The sequence below is a fragment of the Desulfosarcina widdelii genome, assembly GCF_009688965.1.
In the GTDB taxonomy this organism is placed as follows: Bacteria; Desulfobacterota; Desulfobacteria; order Desulfobacterales; family Desulfosarcinaceae; genus Desulfosarcina; species Desulfosarcina widdelii.
In genome coordinates this window covers 4,188,970-4,203,890 of sequence record NZ_AP021875.1, presented here as the reverse complement: position 1 = coordinate 4,203,890, position 14,921 = coordinate 4,188,970, and the positions used below count along the sequence as shown (strand labels likewise).

Sequence of the window (14,921 nt, the reverse complement as noted above, 5' to 3'; positions counted from 1 at the left end):
TCAATACCTGCCCGTATAGCCGATGAAGGCATCCTCAAGGCTCATGAAAACCTCTTCCAGGTCATTCACATTGGAGCCCTGTTCACGAATTGCTTTCAACACCTTTTCTTTTTCTGCAAAGCTGAACAGGTCCAGATGGCCGGAAAACTCTTCCACATTCTTGATGATACTGTTGCCGATGAACGTCGATTTCCCCAGCCGGGGCTGTTTCTCCCGGGGCCGCGGGGTGCGGTAGCAGCGAAAGGTATCCATGAAATCGTTCAGCGACGTGGTCAGCAGGCGGCCACCCCGCTCGAGGAAAATCACCTCATCGACAAACCGGGTCATATCCTGGATCACGTGGGAAGTTAAAAGAACCGTCCGCTGGCCGCCGGCCAGGTATTCGCGCAAATGGTCCATAAACAGGCGGCGATAGCCGGCGTCCAGGCCGATGGAGTAGTCGTCCAGGATCAGCAGGTCGGGCTGCTGGGCCATGATCAGCCCAAGAACCACCTGGGATCGCTGTCCGCAGGACAGGTTGCGGATCGGGTGATCGTCGGGAAGCTTCAGTTTGGAAACCATATTATAGTAAAGATCCCGATCCCAACGGGGATAAAAAGCTGCATAGAACCGTTCAACCTGGGCAATGGACATGAACTCGTAGGCCACATGGCCTTCGAAAAGCAGGCCGATGCGTGCGCGGGTGGACGGCGACAGGGTGTGGGAGTCTTCTCCGAAAATCCGGCAGCGGCCCGATTCCGGGCGCAGGAATCCCATGAGGATCTTGATCAGCGTGGTCTTGCCCACCCCGTTTTTGCCCAGCAGGCCGTACACCTTCCCCGGCGGGATGGCGAAGTTCAGATCCGTGTAGATGGTCCGCCGCCCGTAGCGGTGGGCAAGATGTTCGACCTCGATGACGTTTGGTTGTTCCATAGTCCCTGGTTGTTGTTCCCGGTCTCTGATTTGTGGTTCACCGATCACATTGCACAGTTCACAAATCACCGTTCGCGGGTATTTTCACAAGACGGGCCGAATTGGCCACCACGAGCACCGAACTCGCATGGTGAAACAATGCGGCCAGCCACGGACTCAACACCCCTGCCGTGGCCAGCGCGATTCCCGCCAGATTGAAGCCGATGGCCCAGGCATAATTCTGCCGGATGACGCGAATCAACCGCCTGCCGGACCGGACGACGGCCAACAGGCTCGATGCGTCCTCCCGCATGATGACGATGTCCGAGGATTTGATTGCCAGGTCGGCCTTGTTGCTCCCGATGGAAATGCCCACATCGGCTTGGGACAACGAAAGGGCGTCATTGACGCCGTCGCCCACCATGACCGTGGTGCCCCGGCGGGTCAATTCCCTTACCAGGCAGACCTTGTCTTCGGGCTTCAGGCCCCATTGGCACCGATTCGCACCAATGCGCCGGGCCACCCGGCGGGCCTCGACCTCGTCGTTGTCTCCGGTGGCCAACACGACGCTTTTAGCGCCGAGGTCGCGTAGCGCATCGGCCAGTCCTTGAGCCGAATCTGTCAACACGTCCTGGATCACAACGGCCCCAACGGTTTTTCCGTCGACGGCGATCCAGACGGCCCGGCCGTCCATGGACACATCCGCCGGAAGCGTCATGCCCTGCGCCGCTATGGATTCGGCGCTGCCCAGAATCACCTCGCGGCTTTCCGCAACGGCCTTGACGCCGATGCCGGGAAGATATTCGGTTTCCCGGGCCGTCAGCGGAAAAACGCCATTGGCAGCAGCATAAGCCAGGACGGCGCCGGCCACCGGGTGGTTGAACGCGGACTCGACCGAAGCGGCCAGACGCAGCAGTTCCATTTTCGGGGGACCGAAAGACAGTACATCCGTCACGCGGGGCTTACCCCGGGTAATCGTGCCGGTCTTGTCCAGGATGAAATGGACCGCACGGCCCACCATCTCCAACGGAATGCCGCCCCGCACCAAAATACCGCGTGCGCCCAGGCCGCCGGTGAAAAGAAAGGCGCCGATGGCATACAGGACCACTCCGCAAATAAAGAACTGGACGATTTTGTCGGCCCGCTGGTGGATGCCCGGTTTTGCTTTCAGCGAGGCCGCAATATCCCGGGACATCACATAAAGAAACCCCTTGTCGCCGGCCTTGTCGGCCCGGACCTTCAACTGTGATGCGAGGCAGATGGATCCCGATGTCACCCGGTCGCCTGCCTGCCGGTAAACGGAGAACGGCTCGCCGGTAATGACCGATTCGTCGACGGAAGAGGCGCCTTCCACAATCTGGCCATCCACCGGTATCATTTCTCCCTGGGGGACAATGGCCACATCGCCCGGACGAACCGCTTCGACGGGCACTTCCAGAAAGGTTCCGTCCCGCATGACGCGGACATCCTTATCCTTCTGCCGGGTCAGGGCTTCGATCCTGCGTTGCGTCCTTTCGATAATGAAAAAGGAGATGGCCAGTCCCAGACTGATAAACCAGGCCACCAGCGCACCGCTCAAGGGCGTTTTGGCGAGAAAGGAGACCACCATGACGGTCACCACCAGAAGATCCGCCGTCACCCTGCGGGTCTGCACCAGGGCCGTGAACAGGGACCGCGCGTACATCGCCAGGCAAATAAAATAAGATACCGAACCCAGCCACAATAGCGGTGCGGCACCGGTCCAGCGATGAAGGGCGAACCCCAGAACGGCGATCAGCGCGACCACCATTCGTATGGCAAATATTTTTGCAGACATCGTATTTTCTTTGTTTTTTGTATGGCCCTGATTCCGGCGCGTTGCGCAACAGCTATGAAAATCGTATCTGTTGCCAATCCTTGTGAGTGGCAGCGGATGCCGGACGCGAGTCTTCAAGAAACATCGCGCCCGGCATCCACTGCCCCAATGTCCCGTCTCTTAGCGGACGCAGGGCTATGAGGGGAGAAAAGATCACCGGACGGGGCAGGAGCAAGATTTGGAGGAGGTGCGGACCCGCCCGGTGACCGACGTCGCAGGAGAAGGAGGCGACATGGTGAAGCATGGATGCATTTTTGTCCGTCCAGAAACAGGAGCTGTTGGTTGAATCACACTATTTCATGTCGCGGGCCTGGACCCATATCACGGCGTCCTGGGACAGCTCCTTGCCCTTGTACTCCGTATCGGGCCCGGCGCCCAGGGCGCAGAACCCCCACCAGCCGGCCTTGGGTATGCCGAAGGAGAACTCGCCGTTGACATTGGCCTTGATCGTCATGGTTACGAAAGCATCCTGGGGCGCTTCAACCTCGGCTTTTTTTGCAAACGCATTTTTGTCCGTCTCGGGCTGATGGTTCAGGTATTCCACCTCGATTTCGGCATAGGAGACCGGCTTGCCGGCGCTCTTGACGACACCGCGGAACACGTTTCCCGTCCACAGGGCGTAGGGTTTGTCCAGGGGAACGATCTCGGCCTTCAGGCCGATCTCGGCATCCCAGTCCGTGGGAAAACCGCCGGTGTTGACGATCATTTTGGTGATCTGCTGGATATAGCAGCCTTCCTCTTCTTCGTGGTAGGGGGCGGGCACCAGGCAGAAGACATTGTCCCCCATGCCCCGCAGCTTGTAGGTGGTTTCATAGGCGGCCCCACTGTTGGTCAGGCTGGTCCAGGTGATGGGGCTCAGGGTGGAAAGCAGGTCGTTTTTCTTCTCCTTGCGGACCACGAAAAACTGCTCGGGCTGGCCCATGTCCATGGTATGGCCGGCTTCGAAGGGATGGGTGAAGACCAGCTTCAACTCGATGGTTTTCGCCTTTTCCAGGGCCGATTCCGGGGTGTAGATCATCTGGAAATGCGCCATGGCCGGCACGGTCAGGGCCAATACCAGTAAACCTGTCAAAACAACAACTGCTTTTTTCATTGAAAGCGTCCTTTCCGTTATCAATTGCGGTTGTAATACCTAACGGTCACGATTCGACCAAATTCTCGCTTCTTATTTCACGTATTGTCTTTCGAGCGAAAACAATGATTCACTCCACAATCTCCTTGCCGTCGATTTCGATCTCATGACCCTCGCCGGCGTCGAACACGACTTTGTAAGCGTCGCCCGGTTTATCGAAAGTGAATTCGCTGTCTTCGTCCATCTTGCCATTCAGCAGTACTCTGCCGCCCTTTTTCTCCACGCGCATTTGCACGCCGGAAGCCGAAGAACCGTCGGAAAACCCGCCTTCGCAGGTTATCGTGCCGTCTCCGTTGTCGTAGCAGGAACACAAGGGCGTATGGGCCAGGGCCTGCCCGGCGAAAATGATCGTTCCCGAAACCAGCAGACAAATGGGTAAAACGCTGCGTTTGAACATGAACCATTCCTCCTTAAGTAAGTTTGATGTATTCGGGTTGGTTTTTAATCAAACCCATAAAAACGGTGAATCCCAGGGCCAGCAGGTAAAAGGCGAACATGGCCTGCAGGCCGGAAAGCCCGAAAATGCTTCCCAACGTGAACACCAGGCTGGCTACGGACAGGCCCAGGAACATGGGGTAGCCGATGGAAAACAGCATCCACTTGACCGAACCCGACTGCACCTTGACCGCCATAGTAGTTGCCATGCACGGCGGATAAAGCACCATGAAGAGCATCAGGGCCAGGGCATGCAGGGGCGTCAAATCCGCCTCTCCACGGGCCATGCGGTCTTCCAGGGCTTCGCCCTCTTCCTCCTGTTCGTAAAGCGCCCCCAAGGTGGCCACGCTGCTCTCCTTGGCCGCAAGGGCGCTGAGCAGGGCCACGTTGACCCGCCAGTTGAAACCGGCCCATCGGGTCACCGGCTCCAGCCAACGCCCCGCTGTGCCCAGAAAGCTATTGTCGATGCGCTCCTTGCGCATCTCCCGCAAGAGGCCCTTGCGCTTTTTGACCAGCTTTTTGAATTCCCGGCCGACTTTTTTGGCGATCATGTCCTTTCCCGGCTGGACGATTTTGAAGAAAAGCGCGTCCCGGGCCTCGAAATCGGCGTTCACCGCCGCGACGCCGTCTTGCCCTCCGGCGCCCATCTTGGCATCCTTGTAGGCTTCCCAGTAGAGCATCATCGCCATGATTCGATCGACCTGGAGGCCCTCATGAAAAGGAGTCCCCTTGATTTTTTTATTGAAGGCGGCGATCGCCTTGTCTTTTCGGGTCTGGTAGTAATCCATGCGTTCTTTGCCAATCCCGGGGAATTGCAGCAGCACGAAAACGACCACGGCTACGGCGACCACAATGGTGGAAATTTTGCGCATGAACAGCCACACCCGTTCCACGGCCCGGCTAAGCACGCCCCGCCAGGTGGGCAAATGATAGGGCGGCATTTCCATCACAAAGGGCGCCGTATCTTTGTCCTTGAGAACGGTGAGGGTGAGAATTTTGGCCACAGGCAGCACCATCAGCAAACTGATGGTGGAGATGAAAAACATGGCCCAGGCCTTGTGGGCCGCGAAGTAGATATTAATCAGCAGCACATACAGGGGGACCTTGGCCAGGCAGTTGAGCAACGGGATGATCAAGATGGTGGCCAGGCGAGACCGTTCGTCCGGAATGCCCTTGCAGGACATCACCCCAGGAACGGCGCAGCCGCCCACATAGATGCCGCCCAGCACCATGGGCAGGGTGGACTGGCCGTGAAGACCGAAGCGGCTGAAAAGCCGATCCATGATAAACGCCATGCGGGGCATATAACCGCTGTCTTCAAGGATGGCGATGAACGCGAACAAAATGAAGAAAATGGGGATATAGTTGAGCAGAGCATTGACGCTGTCCACGATCCACAAGGAAAATTCGCGGATCAGCGGAATGTCGATGAAACCGGGCTGAGGGGTCACGGCCTCGGTCAGGCTGCGCAGTTTGGCCAGAAGCGGCCAGGTGTAATTGGTGATGTTGTAGCCCTGGACGATGGCCAGGTAGTAAAGCAGCCAGATGATACCCACCAGAATGGCCGGCCCGAGAAATCGATGGCAAACGAGGTCGTCAACTCTATCCGAAAGCGGGCGCCGCGTGCCTTTGGGCAACTGAAGGCACGCTTTGGAAATGGTGTCTGCCGCTTTGTAGCGACACGTGGCGATGTGGACTTCGGGAGCGTCGCCAACTTCTTTTTCAAAGTCCGTTCGGACCTGGTCCACCATGGCCATGAATATATCGGCTTGCGGGTGCTGATCGCGGATCATACCCTGAACGGCCTCATCGCCTTCCATCAGCTTGATGGCCAGCCAGCGCAGCGGGTATTGCACCGAAAAGGTGGTTTCCGTGGCCAGCCGGTCGATGATTTCCCGAAGAACCGGCTCCATCTCCTGGTAGTCGATGTGCAGTGGTTCTGCCGTTTTTTCTGCGGCGGCCACGACGTCGATCACATCCTGCAGCTCCTTTTTCCCCCGACCGTTTTTCATGGTGGTGGGCACCACGGAAACGCCCAGTCGGCCGGACAGCGTTTCCATGTCGATGGTCATGCCGCGTTTTTCGACCACATCCATCATGTTGAGGTTCAGGACAACCGGAATTTCCATTTCCAGCAGCTGAAAGGTCAGATAGAGGCAGCGCTTGAGATTGGACGCATCCATGATGTTGACCGTCACTGACGGTTTTTCGTGCAGAATGAAGTCCCGGGAAACCCGTTCCTCGGGAGAATAGGAACTCAGGCTGTAGGTTCCCGGCAGGTCCACCAGCTCCACCCGATAACCGTTGTGGCGGTACCAGCCGGTCATCTTGTCCACGGTTACGCCGGGGTAGTTGGCCACATGCTGGCTGGCCCCGGAAAGGGCATTGAATACCGTGGATTTCCCGCAATTGGGCTGGCCGGCAAGGGCCACCAGGATTTTCTCGTTCTTCACCTTATTCCACCTCTACAAAACGGGCTTCGTCATGCCGCAGGCTGACGAAGTAGCCGTCCAGTTCGACCTCCATGGGATCTTCCAGGGGGGCGTTGCGAAGCACCTTCAGCTTCAATCCGGGATAGACCCCCATGTCCATCAGCCGTTGTCCCAACTTGTCCCGCACCGACAACTTCTTAATCCTTCCCTCGCTTCCCGGCTTCAATTGATCCAGGGTCATGGCTCGATCTCCTTTCCAGCCAAAAAACAAAAAAGGCGCAACCGGGCATGCAGAAACATGCTTCGCGTCACGCCTTCACTTCCTCCGCACCATTGAATGGCCGAAGGCCGTAAGACACACCTCGTTAAGATAGAAGATTCTAACTTAACGAGGAAACTTTAATTTCACATCGCATGGGGGATGTCAAGGAAAATTTATTTCTCTTGAGAAAACCAGTTGAAATAGACTTCTCGGCACCCGTTTTGGATTTCAGCTAACCATTGCTGTGTTCCTTCCGCAGCCGGAGCAGCTTCGCAAACACAAGCGCCACAAGCACTGTTTGGATTTGCAGTCCAGGCATCGAAAATCCGCCGCACAGACCTGACCGCGGGCCAGAAGGCGCAGCAGCGTCTCTTCGGCGATTTCGACACGGATATGGTTGTCCCTTGACGTTTGCATGCAAACCTTGGTTGAGCTGTTGTTTCGCATTTGCCTTGAATCAAGCCCCGCGGCCTATTGCTTCTCCTTGGACCGATTGCACTTGCAGTTGGCGCAATCGCCCCCGCAGCGGCATTTTGGAGAATGAGCGATAACGGTGCTGCCCTTGGGGGCGATTTCGGCGCCCTTGTCTCCTTTGAAATGGAGGCGTTCGAAGGGCAGATGCCGTCGGTTCAGACGGCACTGGAAGGTGCTGCATCCGAAAGGGCGCAACGCCGTCAGGTTGGCGGTGTCGATATAGACCTGTCCGTGGCCGTCGTATTGCTCATGGAGCAGATTGACCAGCTCCCATGCGGAGCTGCCGTCAAAATCGCCGCTGGGACGGACATGCAGGTTGCCGTTGCTTTTCTCGAATTCGACATGAAAATTGCTGCTCATGAAAATGCCTCCATTTCCTTAGAAGATTTTCAGTTGAGGGTGCAGGCGTTGCAGTTTTCTCCCCAGATTACCTGGGATACGGCGCTCAAACTTGCGTTGGTCAGGATATGAACGGTTTTGTTATGCTTCTTGCCCAGATTCTTGACGATGGAGCAGGCCGCATGGCTGTTGCAGTTCACCGGGCACAGAACCATATCCGCTCGCTTCAGGCGGGTTTCCAATCCCTTGGCCCCTTTGTTGACGTAGCCGTCATGGTACTCGAAAACGCCATTACTGCTTTCGATCAGGTCGCGGTAAAGGGTTTCCATACGAGTGACGCCGCCGACGATCAGGATTCGTTTTTTGCAAAGATCGAACGAGGGACAGTTTTTGTCGCAGCGGTTCATAGCGGTTATTTCGGTGATGATGTTGCGCGTCTCCTCCCGGACGTGCCGGTTGAGCTTATGCTGCTGTTTGAGACGCGATGACAATCGAAGGTTTTTCTCTTCAAGGGAGACGATTTGGCCCCTTGCACGGCCCAACTGTCGGCGTAGCGAATCGGTCTCGCATTGCATCGCGTGATCGCTTTGCTCCCGATCCTTTGCACACCCGGGGCATTGCGCGTGGGACATGGCCTGTTGCAGTAGCAACTTTTCTCTCCGCTCGGCGGCAAGGACCACTCTCAGCTCGTTTGTCTCGCGCTTATGGCCATTGGCTTCTCTTTTCAGATCCCGCCGCTGCCTGGAAAATTCCGCGATTCGCTGCTGCATCTTTTCCATGTCCTGTCGCTGCCGGGACAATTTGCGCTTGAATTGCATCAACTGTTCGCCGTTCCAGTGCATGGTCATGTGGATGTCCCCGAAGACGGCCCGGCGGCAGGTTAGCGACAGGTCCGGGCTGACCGCCGTGGCCCACAGGTTGGCCTCGACCTCTCCAGATTCCAGCGCTTCTCTGAAGGTGGCCAGAAAGGGTTGGTCTTCCAGTTGGAACAGCGCTACCGCCTGCTTGCCGAATTTGCGCTCCAGCAGGTTGTCGATCCTGCGCGACAAACGGTTTTCTTTGTCCAGCGATGCCACAAGGGTTTCGTGCATTTCAAATGGGCCGTCCGATTTTCCGAGCAAGCCCATTTTTTTCAGCAGGCGCTTTTGCTCGGCATGGGTGATACACATGCCGACGACCGGGCACTTGAAACAGTGGTTGACTTCCCAAATGGGCAACCGGGACGGACCGGCTGCAATCAATTCGGCCAGTTGTCTGGAATTATCCTCAACGGCGGCGTCGTGCGTTTGGATTGACATATTTCCTCCATTCCGATGGCGTGGCTTTGTCCCGAAAATAGAAAAGGCGTATCTCGAACGATTTTCCTTCGAGTTACGCCTTCACTTTTTCCATGCCGTTCAACCGGCATGGAACCCGTAAGACATTCCTGACTTTCGTTATTCGGCCTCGATCAATACCTGGGTCAATTTTTTTCGCAGCACTTCCAATCTTTTGGATTTAAATGCTTTCCTGCTTTCATCCAACACACCGATGGCCTCGGTGAGCGCCTTTTCCAGCTTGCGTTCCCGCGACCGTTTGGGGCAGCGGTCGACCAACGGCTGAAGGCGGCGTTCGTCAATCTCCCCTTCCAGCAGGGAGTTCATCAGGCAGCAGTGCATGCTGAGCCCCTCCTGCAACTCTTTCATACTGGTGTTGATTGCATTGAGCAGTTCGTTCTTACCCCTTTCCATCTTGTTCATAATTCCTCTTGATGTTTGATCTCTCTAACAGTAAGCTCACAAAAAAACCGCCTTATTTAAAGGACAACAGGCGGCTGCTCCGCTATTACGATTCTACTTCTTTTTTGCGTCAAACATTCCGTCAACCATCACGACTTTTTGCACTGCATGGTTCCGATTTTCTCCTGAAAAGAACAGGAGAATTCGTCCCCCCGCAGTCGGCATTTTTCCGGGTTGGACCCGTTTTTCCGGTACTCTTCGAAATTGTTGAGCCAACTCTCCCCCGTCCGGGGACAGGTCTGAATGAACTCCATGAAGTCGACCAGGCTGTCCAGGGTATCCGAACTGAGGGTGTGTTCCATCTTGCAGGCCTCGTCGTCGGCGACTGTTGCCTCGATTTTCAGAATTTCCGTCAGGAACTTGTTTAACACCCCGTGGCGACGCCGCATTTCCTTGCCGACGTTACCCCCGGTTTTGGTCAGTTCGATATATTCGTACTTCTCGTAATGGACGAGGCCCCTGTCGTTCAGTGTTTTCAGCATGCTGGATACCGTAGGCATCTTGACGTCCATGCGCTTGGCGATATCCTTAACGCGAACGACCTTTTTGTCCTGGCTGAGATCGAAAATGGCCTCCAGATAGTCCTCCATGACAGCTGTAAGGGGCTTTTCGGCCATGTTTTTGCGGAGTGCTGGTGTCATTTTTCTTCTTTCATTGTTAGAAGATTATAACTCTTATTGAATTTGCTAATAAACGATTCGATTCATGCTTGTCAAGTCTTTTTCAATGCCGCGGATCAGGTTCCAATCTGTCTCGATTAATACCTTTACGGTTATTGTTAATGTTGACAAAAAATATTGTCTGTGTTTTTTTCTGAACACTGTTCATGCACGTAAGCTGCCGCTTCCACTGCACGACGGGCATTAACCTTTCTTTCCCGGAATTCTCAGTTGCCGGCATCATGCAATATGCCCGCAGGGGCATTGAAAATACAGTTTTATTATTACCCGATACCTTCAAGGAGGAGCGAACCATGAGGCGATTTCAGCATGTGGCAAGGGGGGTGGGGATCGTGACGGTTTTGGCATGCCTGGTATGCTTGGGTTGTGCCGGCCCAAAACCCAAACCTGGAGAGGTGTTTCCCTGCGCGGCCGACAGCAAGATCGAAAAATCCATCGCACCAGAAGCCGAATTGACGGATTTCTCATGCGTTCTCAAAAAGTGGGAGGGCAGCGACACCCTGCATTTCAACGTAACCGTCAAGAATATCAGCGACCAGCCTCAGCGGTACCGGGTGAACATTTTCCTGGACAACGGCAAAGCCGTCGGTGGTCTGATTCCCCGCAAAACCAAAGAAGGCCTGGTGAAACCCGGAGAAACGGCTTCTTTCGTTTACCCGGTTAAAGGCATGGACTGCGGCCCGGGATCGGTCACAGTGCTGGTTAAAACCATGAGCCAATAGGATTCGAAATTAATCAGGAGGTCTCTGACATGAAACGCGTCAGCATTATCGTACTGTTGGTTTTCGTTGCCGGCCTGATGGCTTCGCCGGCCCTGGCCAGAACCACTTTCATCGGCATCGGCACCGGCGGCACCGGCGGCATTTACTATCCCTATGGCGGCGGTGTGGCCGAAATTTGGTCCAAGCACGTCAAAGGGGTCAAGGCGGTGGCCGAGGTTACCGGCGCCAGTGTCGAAAACGTCAAGCTGGCCCACAAGGGTGAAACGGTCATCGGCGAGGTCATGGGTGATGTGGCCGTGGCCGGCTACCAGGGCCTGAGCAAGTTCAAGGGCAAGAAACACAACATTTTGTCCATGGCCATCATGTATCCGAACCTGCTTCAGATCGTTGCCCTGAAAAAAACCGGAATCACCGACATCGAGCAGGTAAAGGGCCGCAGCATCAGCACCGGAAGCCCGGGAAGCGGCACCAACTTCATGGCCGAAGCGGTTCTTTCTGCCCTGGGGATCGCCAAAGACAGCTACAAGGACAGCCGGCTTTCCTTTACCGAAAGCGCCAACGCCTTGCGCGACGGCACCATCGATGTTGGGATCTGGTCGGTGGGCCCCGGCACCAGCTCCATTCTGGACTTGGCCACGACCCACGAAATTGAGATGATCGCATTTACCCCCGAGCAGACCGAGAAAATCCTGGCAGCCAACAAGACCTATTCGGGAGTGGAGCTGGCTGGCGGCGTTTACCGCGGCATCGATCAGCCGGTGTCCACCATCGGCGTCTGGAACGTGATGATCTGCCAGGCATCGCTGGACACCGATATGGTCTACAAACTGGCCAAGGCCCTTTTCGAGAATAACGACTACCTGAAAAAGATTCATCCATCGGCGGCTTACACCACGCCGGAAAACGCAGTCAAGTACTCACCGATTCCCCTGCATCCGGGAACTATCAAATACCTGGAGGAAAAGGGTATCGCTGTGCCGGACAAGCTGAGGCCGTAGCATTATCAGGACCGTCGTCTCCATCACGGCCGGAATTGCAACGCTTGCGATCCTTGCCGGCGCCTGGTTTTTCCCCGGCGGGCTCGAGCTTCGCGTTGTGCCGGTCCAGGGAGGCGCGCCGCTGCTGGTGCTGCCTATGGAAGTCGGCGAAACCTTTACCATTCATTATTATCACTCCGTGGAAAACGCCCCGATCTGGGAGGTCCACAGCCTGGATGCGTCGGGGCGTATTTTCATTGAAGAGGAACGCTACCTGAAATTCGGCGCCGGCATGGGCAAGATGCCCGGCGTGGGGCACATGGTGCGACGGGGCCCCTATGAAGTCATCGAAGGCATGCACATGGCCACCGGCGATTTCGTCCTGCGCATCGGCAGTCCCGGTGTGGACCACACCGTCATCTGGCGGGGCACCCGCACCAATTTGAGCGCCATGGCGCCGCATATGGCCGTGCAGTTTTCGGCCGAACCGGTGTCCCGGCTGTATCGAAAATGGCGGAGGTGGGTTCCCCACGAAGCGACGCCGGGGGGTCAGTGAACGGTGAACGGTCAAGGCAGGGTAAGGGCGAAAAATTTTTCGCCCCTGCGGCGCAGACGGGTTTATGTCCTGAAAAGGACATGCCAAACGATTTCTTTGAGTTTATCGGATTTGCAACGTTATCAGGGATCGAAACGTGTTTAACGCTGATGCATAAAATGAAAATGGTTGGCCTTGACCGGTGAACCGTGAGCAAAAAACCGACTCGACTGTTCACCGTTTATTATTCAATGATCACCGACAAAGGTACTTATGTCCAACAACGATTTATCCCCCGCCCCCGGGAGTCACCCAATGCTCGTTTCCGCCACCGCCCGAATCGTCATGGTGGTGGCCGTCGGACTTAGCCTCTACCAGCTCTATACCGCCGGAATCGCCCCACTCACAGCCCTAGTCCAGCGATCCATCCATCTGGGGGCCATTTTGGTGCTGACTTTTCTGCTCAAGCCCCCCTTTGCATGGGCGCGCAAGGATCGTTTGAACGGATGGGTGATCTTTGACTGGCTGCTGGTGGCGATTGCGATTTATTGCACGGCCTACATCTGCTTTAACCTGACCGCCATTTTCGAACGCCAGGGGGATTGGCTGCCTGCCGACCGGGTGGTGAGCATTATCGGTACCTTGCTGGTCCTGGAGGCCTGCCGGCGCGTCATCGGCGTGATCATGACCGGCATCTGCGTGGTGGCCATGCTTTACGCCCATTTCGGCCCCTGGATGCCTGAATTGATCATCCACAAAGGCTACTCCGTCGAACGCATCGCAACGACCCTGTGGCTGACCACCGAGGGGATCTTCGGCCTGCCCATCGGTGTGGCGGCCACTTTTGTTTTCGTATTTGTTCTTTTCGGTGCCTTTCTGGAATCGACGGGCGGGGGCAACTTTTTCATCGAACTGGCTTACGCGCTTACCGGCCGTTTTTCCGGCGGCCCGGCCAAAACCTCGGTGGTGGCCTCTGGATTCATGGGCTCGGTATCCGGATCGGCGGTGGGCAATGTGGTGGCCACGGGGTCCTTTACCATTCCCATGATGAAAAAGGTCGGTTACCGGCCTCACGTGGCCGGGGCCATCGAGGCAGCCGCCTCCACCGGCGGGCAGCTTATGCCGCCCATCATGGGGGCCGGTGCTTTTTTAATGGCCGAATTCACCAACACCAGCTATCTGACCATCATCAAGGTCGCCCTGGTACCGGCCCTTTTGTATTATGTGACCGTTCTTTTTTTCGTCCATTACGAGGCCAAGAAGTTCGGTCTGGAAGGCCAGCCCAAGGAAAGCCTGCCCAAAGTGGCCCAGGTGGTGCGCGAAGGACTGCATTTCATCATTCCCGTGGCGATTCTGATTTATGTGCTCGTCAACAACTATTCGCCCATGATGGCCGGTTTCGTAGCCGTGGTCAGCACGGTGGCTGCCAGTTTGGCGGCCAATACGATCAGATGGCGTCTTCCAGCGGCGCCGGGCAGTCGGCCGCGACAGTCGGCAGCAGTGTTTGCCGGCGGGGAAGCCAAAAGCATCCTGTCCGCCCTTGAGAAAGGGGCCAAAAATGCCATCATGGTATCGGTGGCCTGTGCCGCCGCCGGAATCATCGTGGGCATGGTGACCCTTACCGGCATGGGGCTGAAATTCTCCAGTCTGGTGCTGGAGCTGAGCTACGGCATCAAAGCCCTGGCCATCCTGCTTATCGGTGCGGCCTCCCTGGTGCTGGGCATGGGGCTGCCGGTGACAGCCAGCTATATCGTTCTGGCCACCCTGGCCGGTCCGGCTCTGCTGGACATGGGCGTACCCATGATGGTCAGCCACATGATCGTTTTCTGGTATTCGCAGGACGCCAACGTAACGCCGCCGGTCAGTCTGGCCAGCTTTGCCGGTGCCGGCGTGGCCGGCGCCAATCCCATGCGCACGGCGTTTACCTCCTGGAAGCTGGCCAAGGGGCTGTATATCATTCCCATCATCATGGCCTATCGCCCCATGCTGGGCATGGGGGACGGCTACGAACTGCTTCACTGGCAGGTGGGCCTGACCATGATCACCACCCTGCTGGGGCTGATCGCATTTGCCTCGGCCCTCGAACGTTTCTTCATCCGCCGGACCACCTGGTTGGAGACCATCCTGTTCTGGGTCGCCGCCGCCGGATTTTTCTGGCCCGAATATTGGGCCGACGGATTGGGGTTGGCCGCTTTCATCGCTGTGTTTGTCATGCAGAAATGGGGCGCCTTCGGTAACAAAGCCAATGGCAAGGTTAGATTCGTCTGATAGATTGCCTATTGTTTTTCAGTCCGACTTCAATTACCTCAAAATAGTAAGTCATATTAATCCATCTTGTTCCATGCCTGTTTGGAAAACAGACGGGTTCGTTTCAAAAAAGCAACCAATTCGCGGCAAGGCAAAAAGCCG

The 14,921-nt window shown here is 56.2% G+C and carries 15 protein-coding genes; 5 read left to right on the top strand and 10 right to left on the bottom strand.

Features of this window, described 5'->3' with window-relative positions; all coding sequences use genetic code 11:
* The 10 genes from GN111_RS19355 to GN111_RS19310 form a co-directional block, all read right to left on the bottom strand.
* A complete protein-coding gene (locus GN111_RS19355) occupies positions 1–912 on the bottom strand; it encodes an ABC transporter ATP-binding protein (protein ID WP_155305326.1) in 912 nt (303 codons plus the stop codon).
* 58 nt (positions 913–970) lie between these two features.
* On the bottom strand, positions 971–2,707 hold the full coding sequence (locus GN111_RS19350; RefSeq protein ID WP_155305325.1) for a heavy metal translocating P-type ATPase: 1,737 nt from the start codon (positions 2,705–2,707) through the stop codon (positions 971–973).
* A 331-nt stretch (positions 2,708–3,038) separates the two neighbouring features.
* Entirely contained in the window at positions 3,039–3,839 is an 801-nt protein-coding gene (locus tag GN111_RS19345; RefSeq protein WP_155305324.1) for a DUF4198 domain-containing protein, read from the bottom strand.
* A 109-nt stretch (positions 3,840–3,948) separates the two neighbouring features.
* The gene (locus GN111_RS19340) at positions 3,949–4,275 is read right to left on the bottom strand and encodes a hypothetical protein (protein WP_155305323.1); all 327 of its coding nucleotides are present in this window, start codon (positions 4,273–4,275) and stop codon (positions 3,949–3,951) included.
* 13 nt (positions 4,276–4,288) lie between these two features.
* A complete protein-coding gene (gene feoB, locus GN111_RS19335; protein WP_155305322.1) occupies positions 4,289–6,766 on the bottom strand; it encodes a ferrous iron transport protein B in 2,478 nt (825 codons plus the stop codon).
* A gap of 1 nt (position 6,767) precedes the next feature.
* On the bottom strand, positions 6,768–6,986 hold the full coding sequence (locus tag GN111_RS19330) for a FeoA family protein (RefSeq protein ID WP_155305321.1): 219 nt from the start codon (positions 6,984–6,986) through the stop codon (positions 6,768–6,770).
* A gap of 492 nt (positions 6,987–7,478) precedes the next feature.
* Entirely contained in the window at positions 7,479–7,841 is a 363-nt protein-coding gene (locus GN111_RS19325; RefSeq protein WP_155305320.1) for a peptidylprolyl isomerase, read from the bottom strand.
* A gap of 29 nt (positions 7,842–7,870) precedes the next feature.
* Positions 7,871–9,118, bottom strand: coding sequence for a DUF2325 domain-containing protein (locus tag GN111_RS19320; RefSeq protein ID WP_155305319.1), 1,248 nt, complete (start codon positions 9,116–9,118; stop codon positions 7,871–7,873).
* Between the two features lie 138 nt (positions 9,119–9,256).
* Complete coding sequence (locus GN111_RS19315; protein ID WP_155305318.1) at positions 9,257–9,559, bottom strand: hypothetical protein; 303 nt, start codon at positions 9,557–9,559, stop codon at positions 9,257–9,259.
* A 128-nt stretch (positions 9,560–9,687) separates the two neighbouring features.
* A complete protein-coding gene (locus GN111_RS19310) occupies positions 9,688–10,239 on the bottom strand; it encodes a metal-dependent transcriptional regulator (RefSeq protein ID WP_155305317.1) in 552 nt (183 codons plus the stop codon).
* Between the two features lie 332 nt (positions 10,240–10,571).
* Between GN111_RS19310 and GN111_RS19305 the strand changes: the two genes are divergently transcribed.
* The 5 genes from GN111_RS19305 (at position 10,572) to GN111_RS19285 (ending at position 14,780) form a co-directional block, all read left to right on the top strand.
* Positions 10,572–11,000 carry a hypothetical protein gene (locus GN111_RS19305; protein ID WP_155305316.1) on the top strand — a complete coding sequence of 143 codons (429 nt, stop codon included), beginning with the start codon at positions 10,572–10,574 and terminating at the stop codon, positions 10,998–11,000.
* Positions 11,001–11,029: 29 nt separating this feature from the next.
* Positions 11,030–11,998, top strand: coding sequence for a TAXI family TRAP transporter solute-binding subunit (locus tag GN111_RS19300; protein WP_155305315.1), 969 nt, complete (start codon positions 11,030–11,032; stop codon positions 11,996–11,998).
* A 97-nt stretch (positions 11,999–12,095) separates the two neighbouring features.
* A complete protein-coding gene (locus GN111_RS19295; RefSeq protein WP_155305314.1) occupies positions 12,096–12,533 on the top strand; it encodes a DUF1850 domain-containing protein in 438 nt (145 codons plus the stop codon).
* Entirely contained in the window at positions 12,530–12,718 is a 189-nt protein-coding gene (locus tag GN111_RS19290) for a hypothetical protein (RefSeq protein ID WP_155305313.1), read from the top strand. Before GN111_RS19295 ends, GN111_RS19290 begins: the two co-directional genes overlap by 4 nt.
* A 109-nt stretch (positions 12,719–12,827) precedes the next feature.
* Positions 12,828–14,780: a TRAP transporter permease gene (locus GN111_RS19285; RefSeq protein WP_231715497.1), complete on the top strand. Its 1,953-nt coding sequence runs from the start codon at positions 12,828–12,830 to the stop codon at positions 14,778–14,780.
* The last annotated feature ends 141 nt before the right edge of the window (positions 14,781–14,921 follow it).

Excerpts from the sequence above, each read along its gene's own strand:
- GN111_RS19315 (WP_155305318.1), bottom strand. The coding sequence starts at position 9,559 with ATGAACAAGATGGAAAGGGGTAAGAACGAACTGCTCAATGCAATCAAC.
- GN111_RS19355 (WP_155305326.1), bottom strand. The coding sequence starts at position 912 with ATGGAACAACCAAACGTCATCGAGGTCGAACATCTTGCCCACCGCTAC.
- GN111_RS19300 (WP_155305315.1), top strand. The coding sequence starts at position 11,030 with ATGAAACGCGTCAGCATTATCGTACTGTTGGTTTTCGTTGCCGGCCTG.
- GN111_RS19305 (WP_155305316.1), top strand. The coding sequence starts at position 10,572 with ATGAGGCGATTTCAGCATGTGGCAAGGGGGGTGGGGATCGTGACGGTT.
- GN111_RS19340 (WP_155305323.1), bottom strand. The coding sequence starts at position 4,275 with ATGTTCAAACGCAGCGTTTTACCCATTTGTCTGCTGGTTTCGGGAACG.
- GN111_RS19285 (WP_231715497.1), top strand. The coding sequence starts at position 12,828 with ATGCTCGTTTCCGCCACCGCCCGAATCGTCATGGTGGTGGCCGTCGGA.
- GN111_RS19320 (WP_155305319.1), bottom strand. The coding sequence starts at position 9,118 with ATGTCAATCCAAACGCACGACGCCGCCGTTGAGGATAATTCCAGACAA.
- GN111_RS19350 (WP_155305325.1), bottom strand. The coding sequence starts at position 2,707 with ATGTCTGCAAAAATATTTGCCATACGAATGGTGGTCGCGCTGATCGCC.
- GN111_RS19310 (WP_155305317.1), bottom strand. The coding sequence starts at position 10,239 with ATGACACCAGCACTCCGCAAAAACATGGCCGAAAAGCCCCTTACAGCT.
- GN111_RS19325 (WP_155305320.1), bottom strand. The coding sequence starts at position 7,841 with ATGAGCAGCAATTTTCATGTCGAATTCGAGAAAAGCAACGGCAACCTG.
- GN111_RS19330 (WP_155305321.1), bottom strand. The coding sequence starts at position 6,986 with ATGACCCTGGATCAATTGAAGCCGGGAAGCGAGGGAAGGATTAAGAAG.
- GN111_RS19345 (WP_155305324.1), bottom strand. The coding sequence starts at position 3,839 with ATGAAAAAAGCAGTTGTTGTTTTGACAGGTTTACTGGTATTGGCCCTG.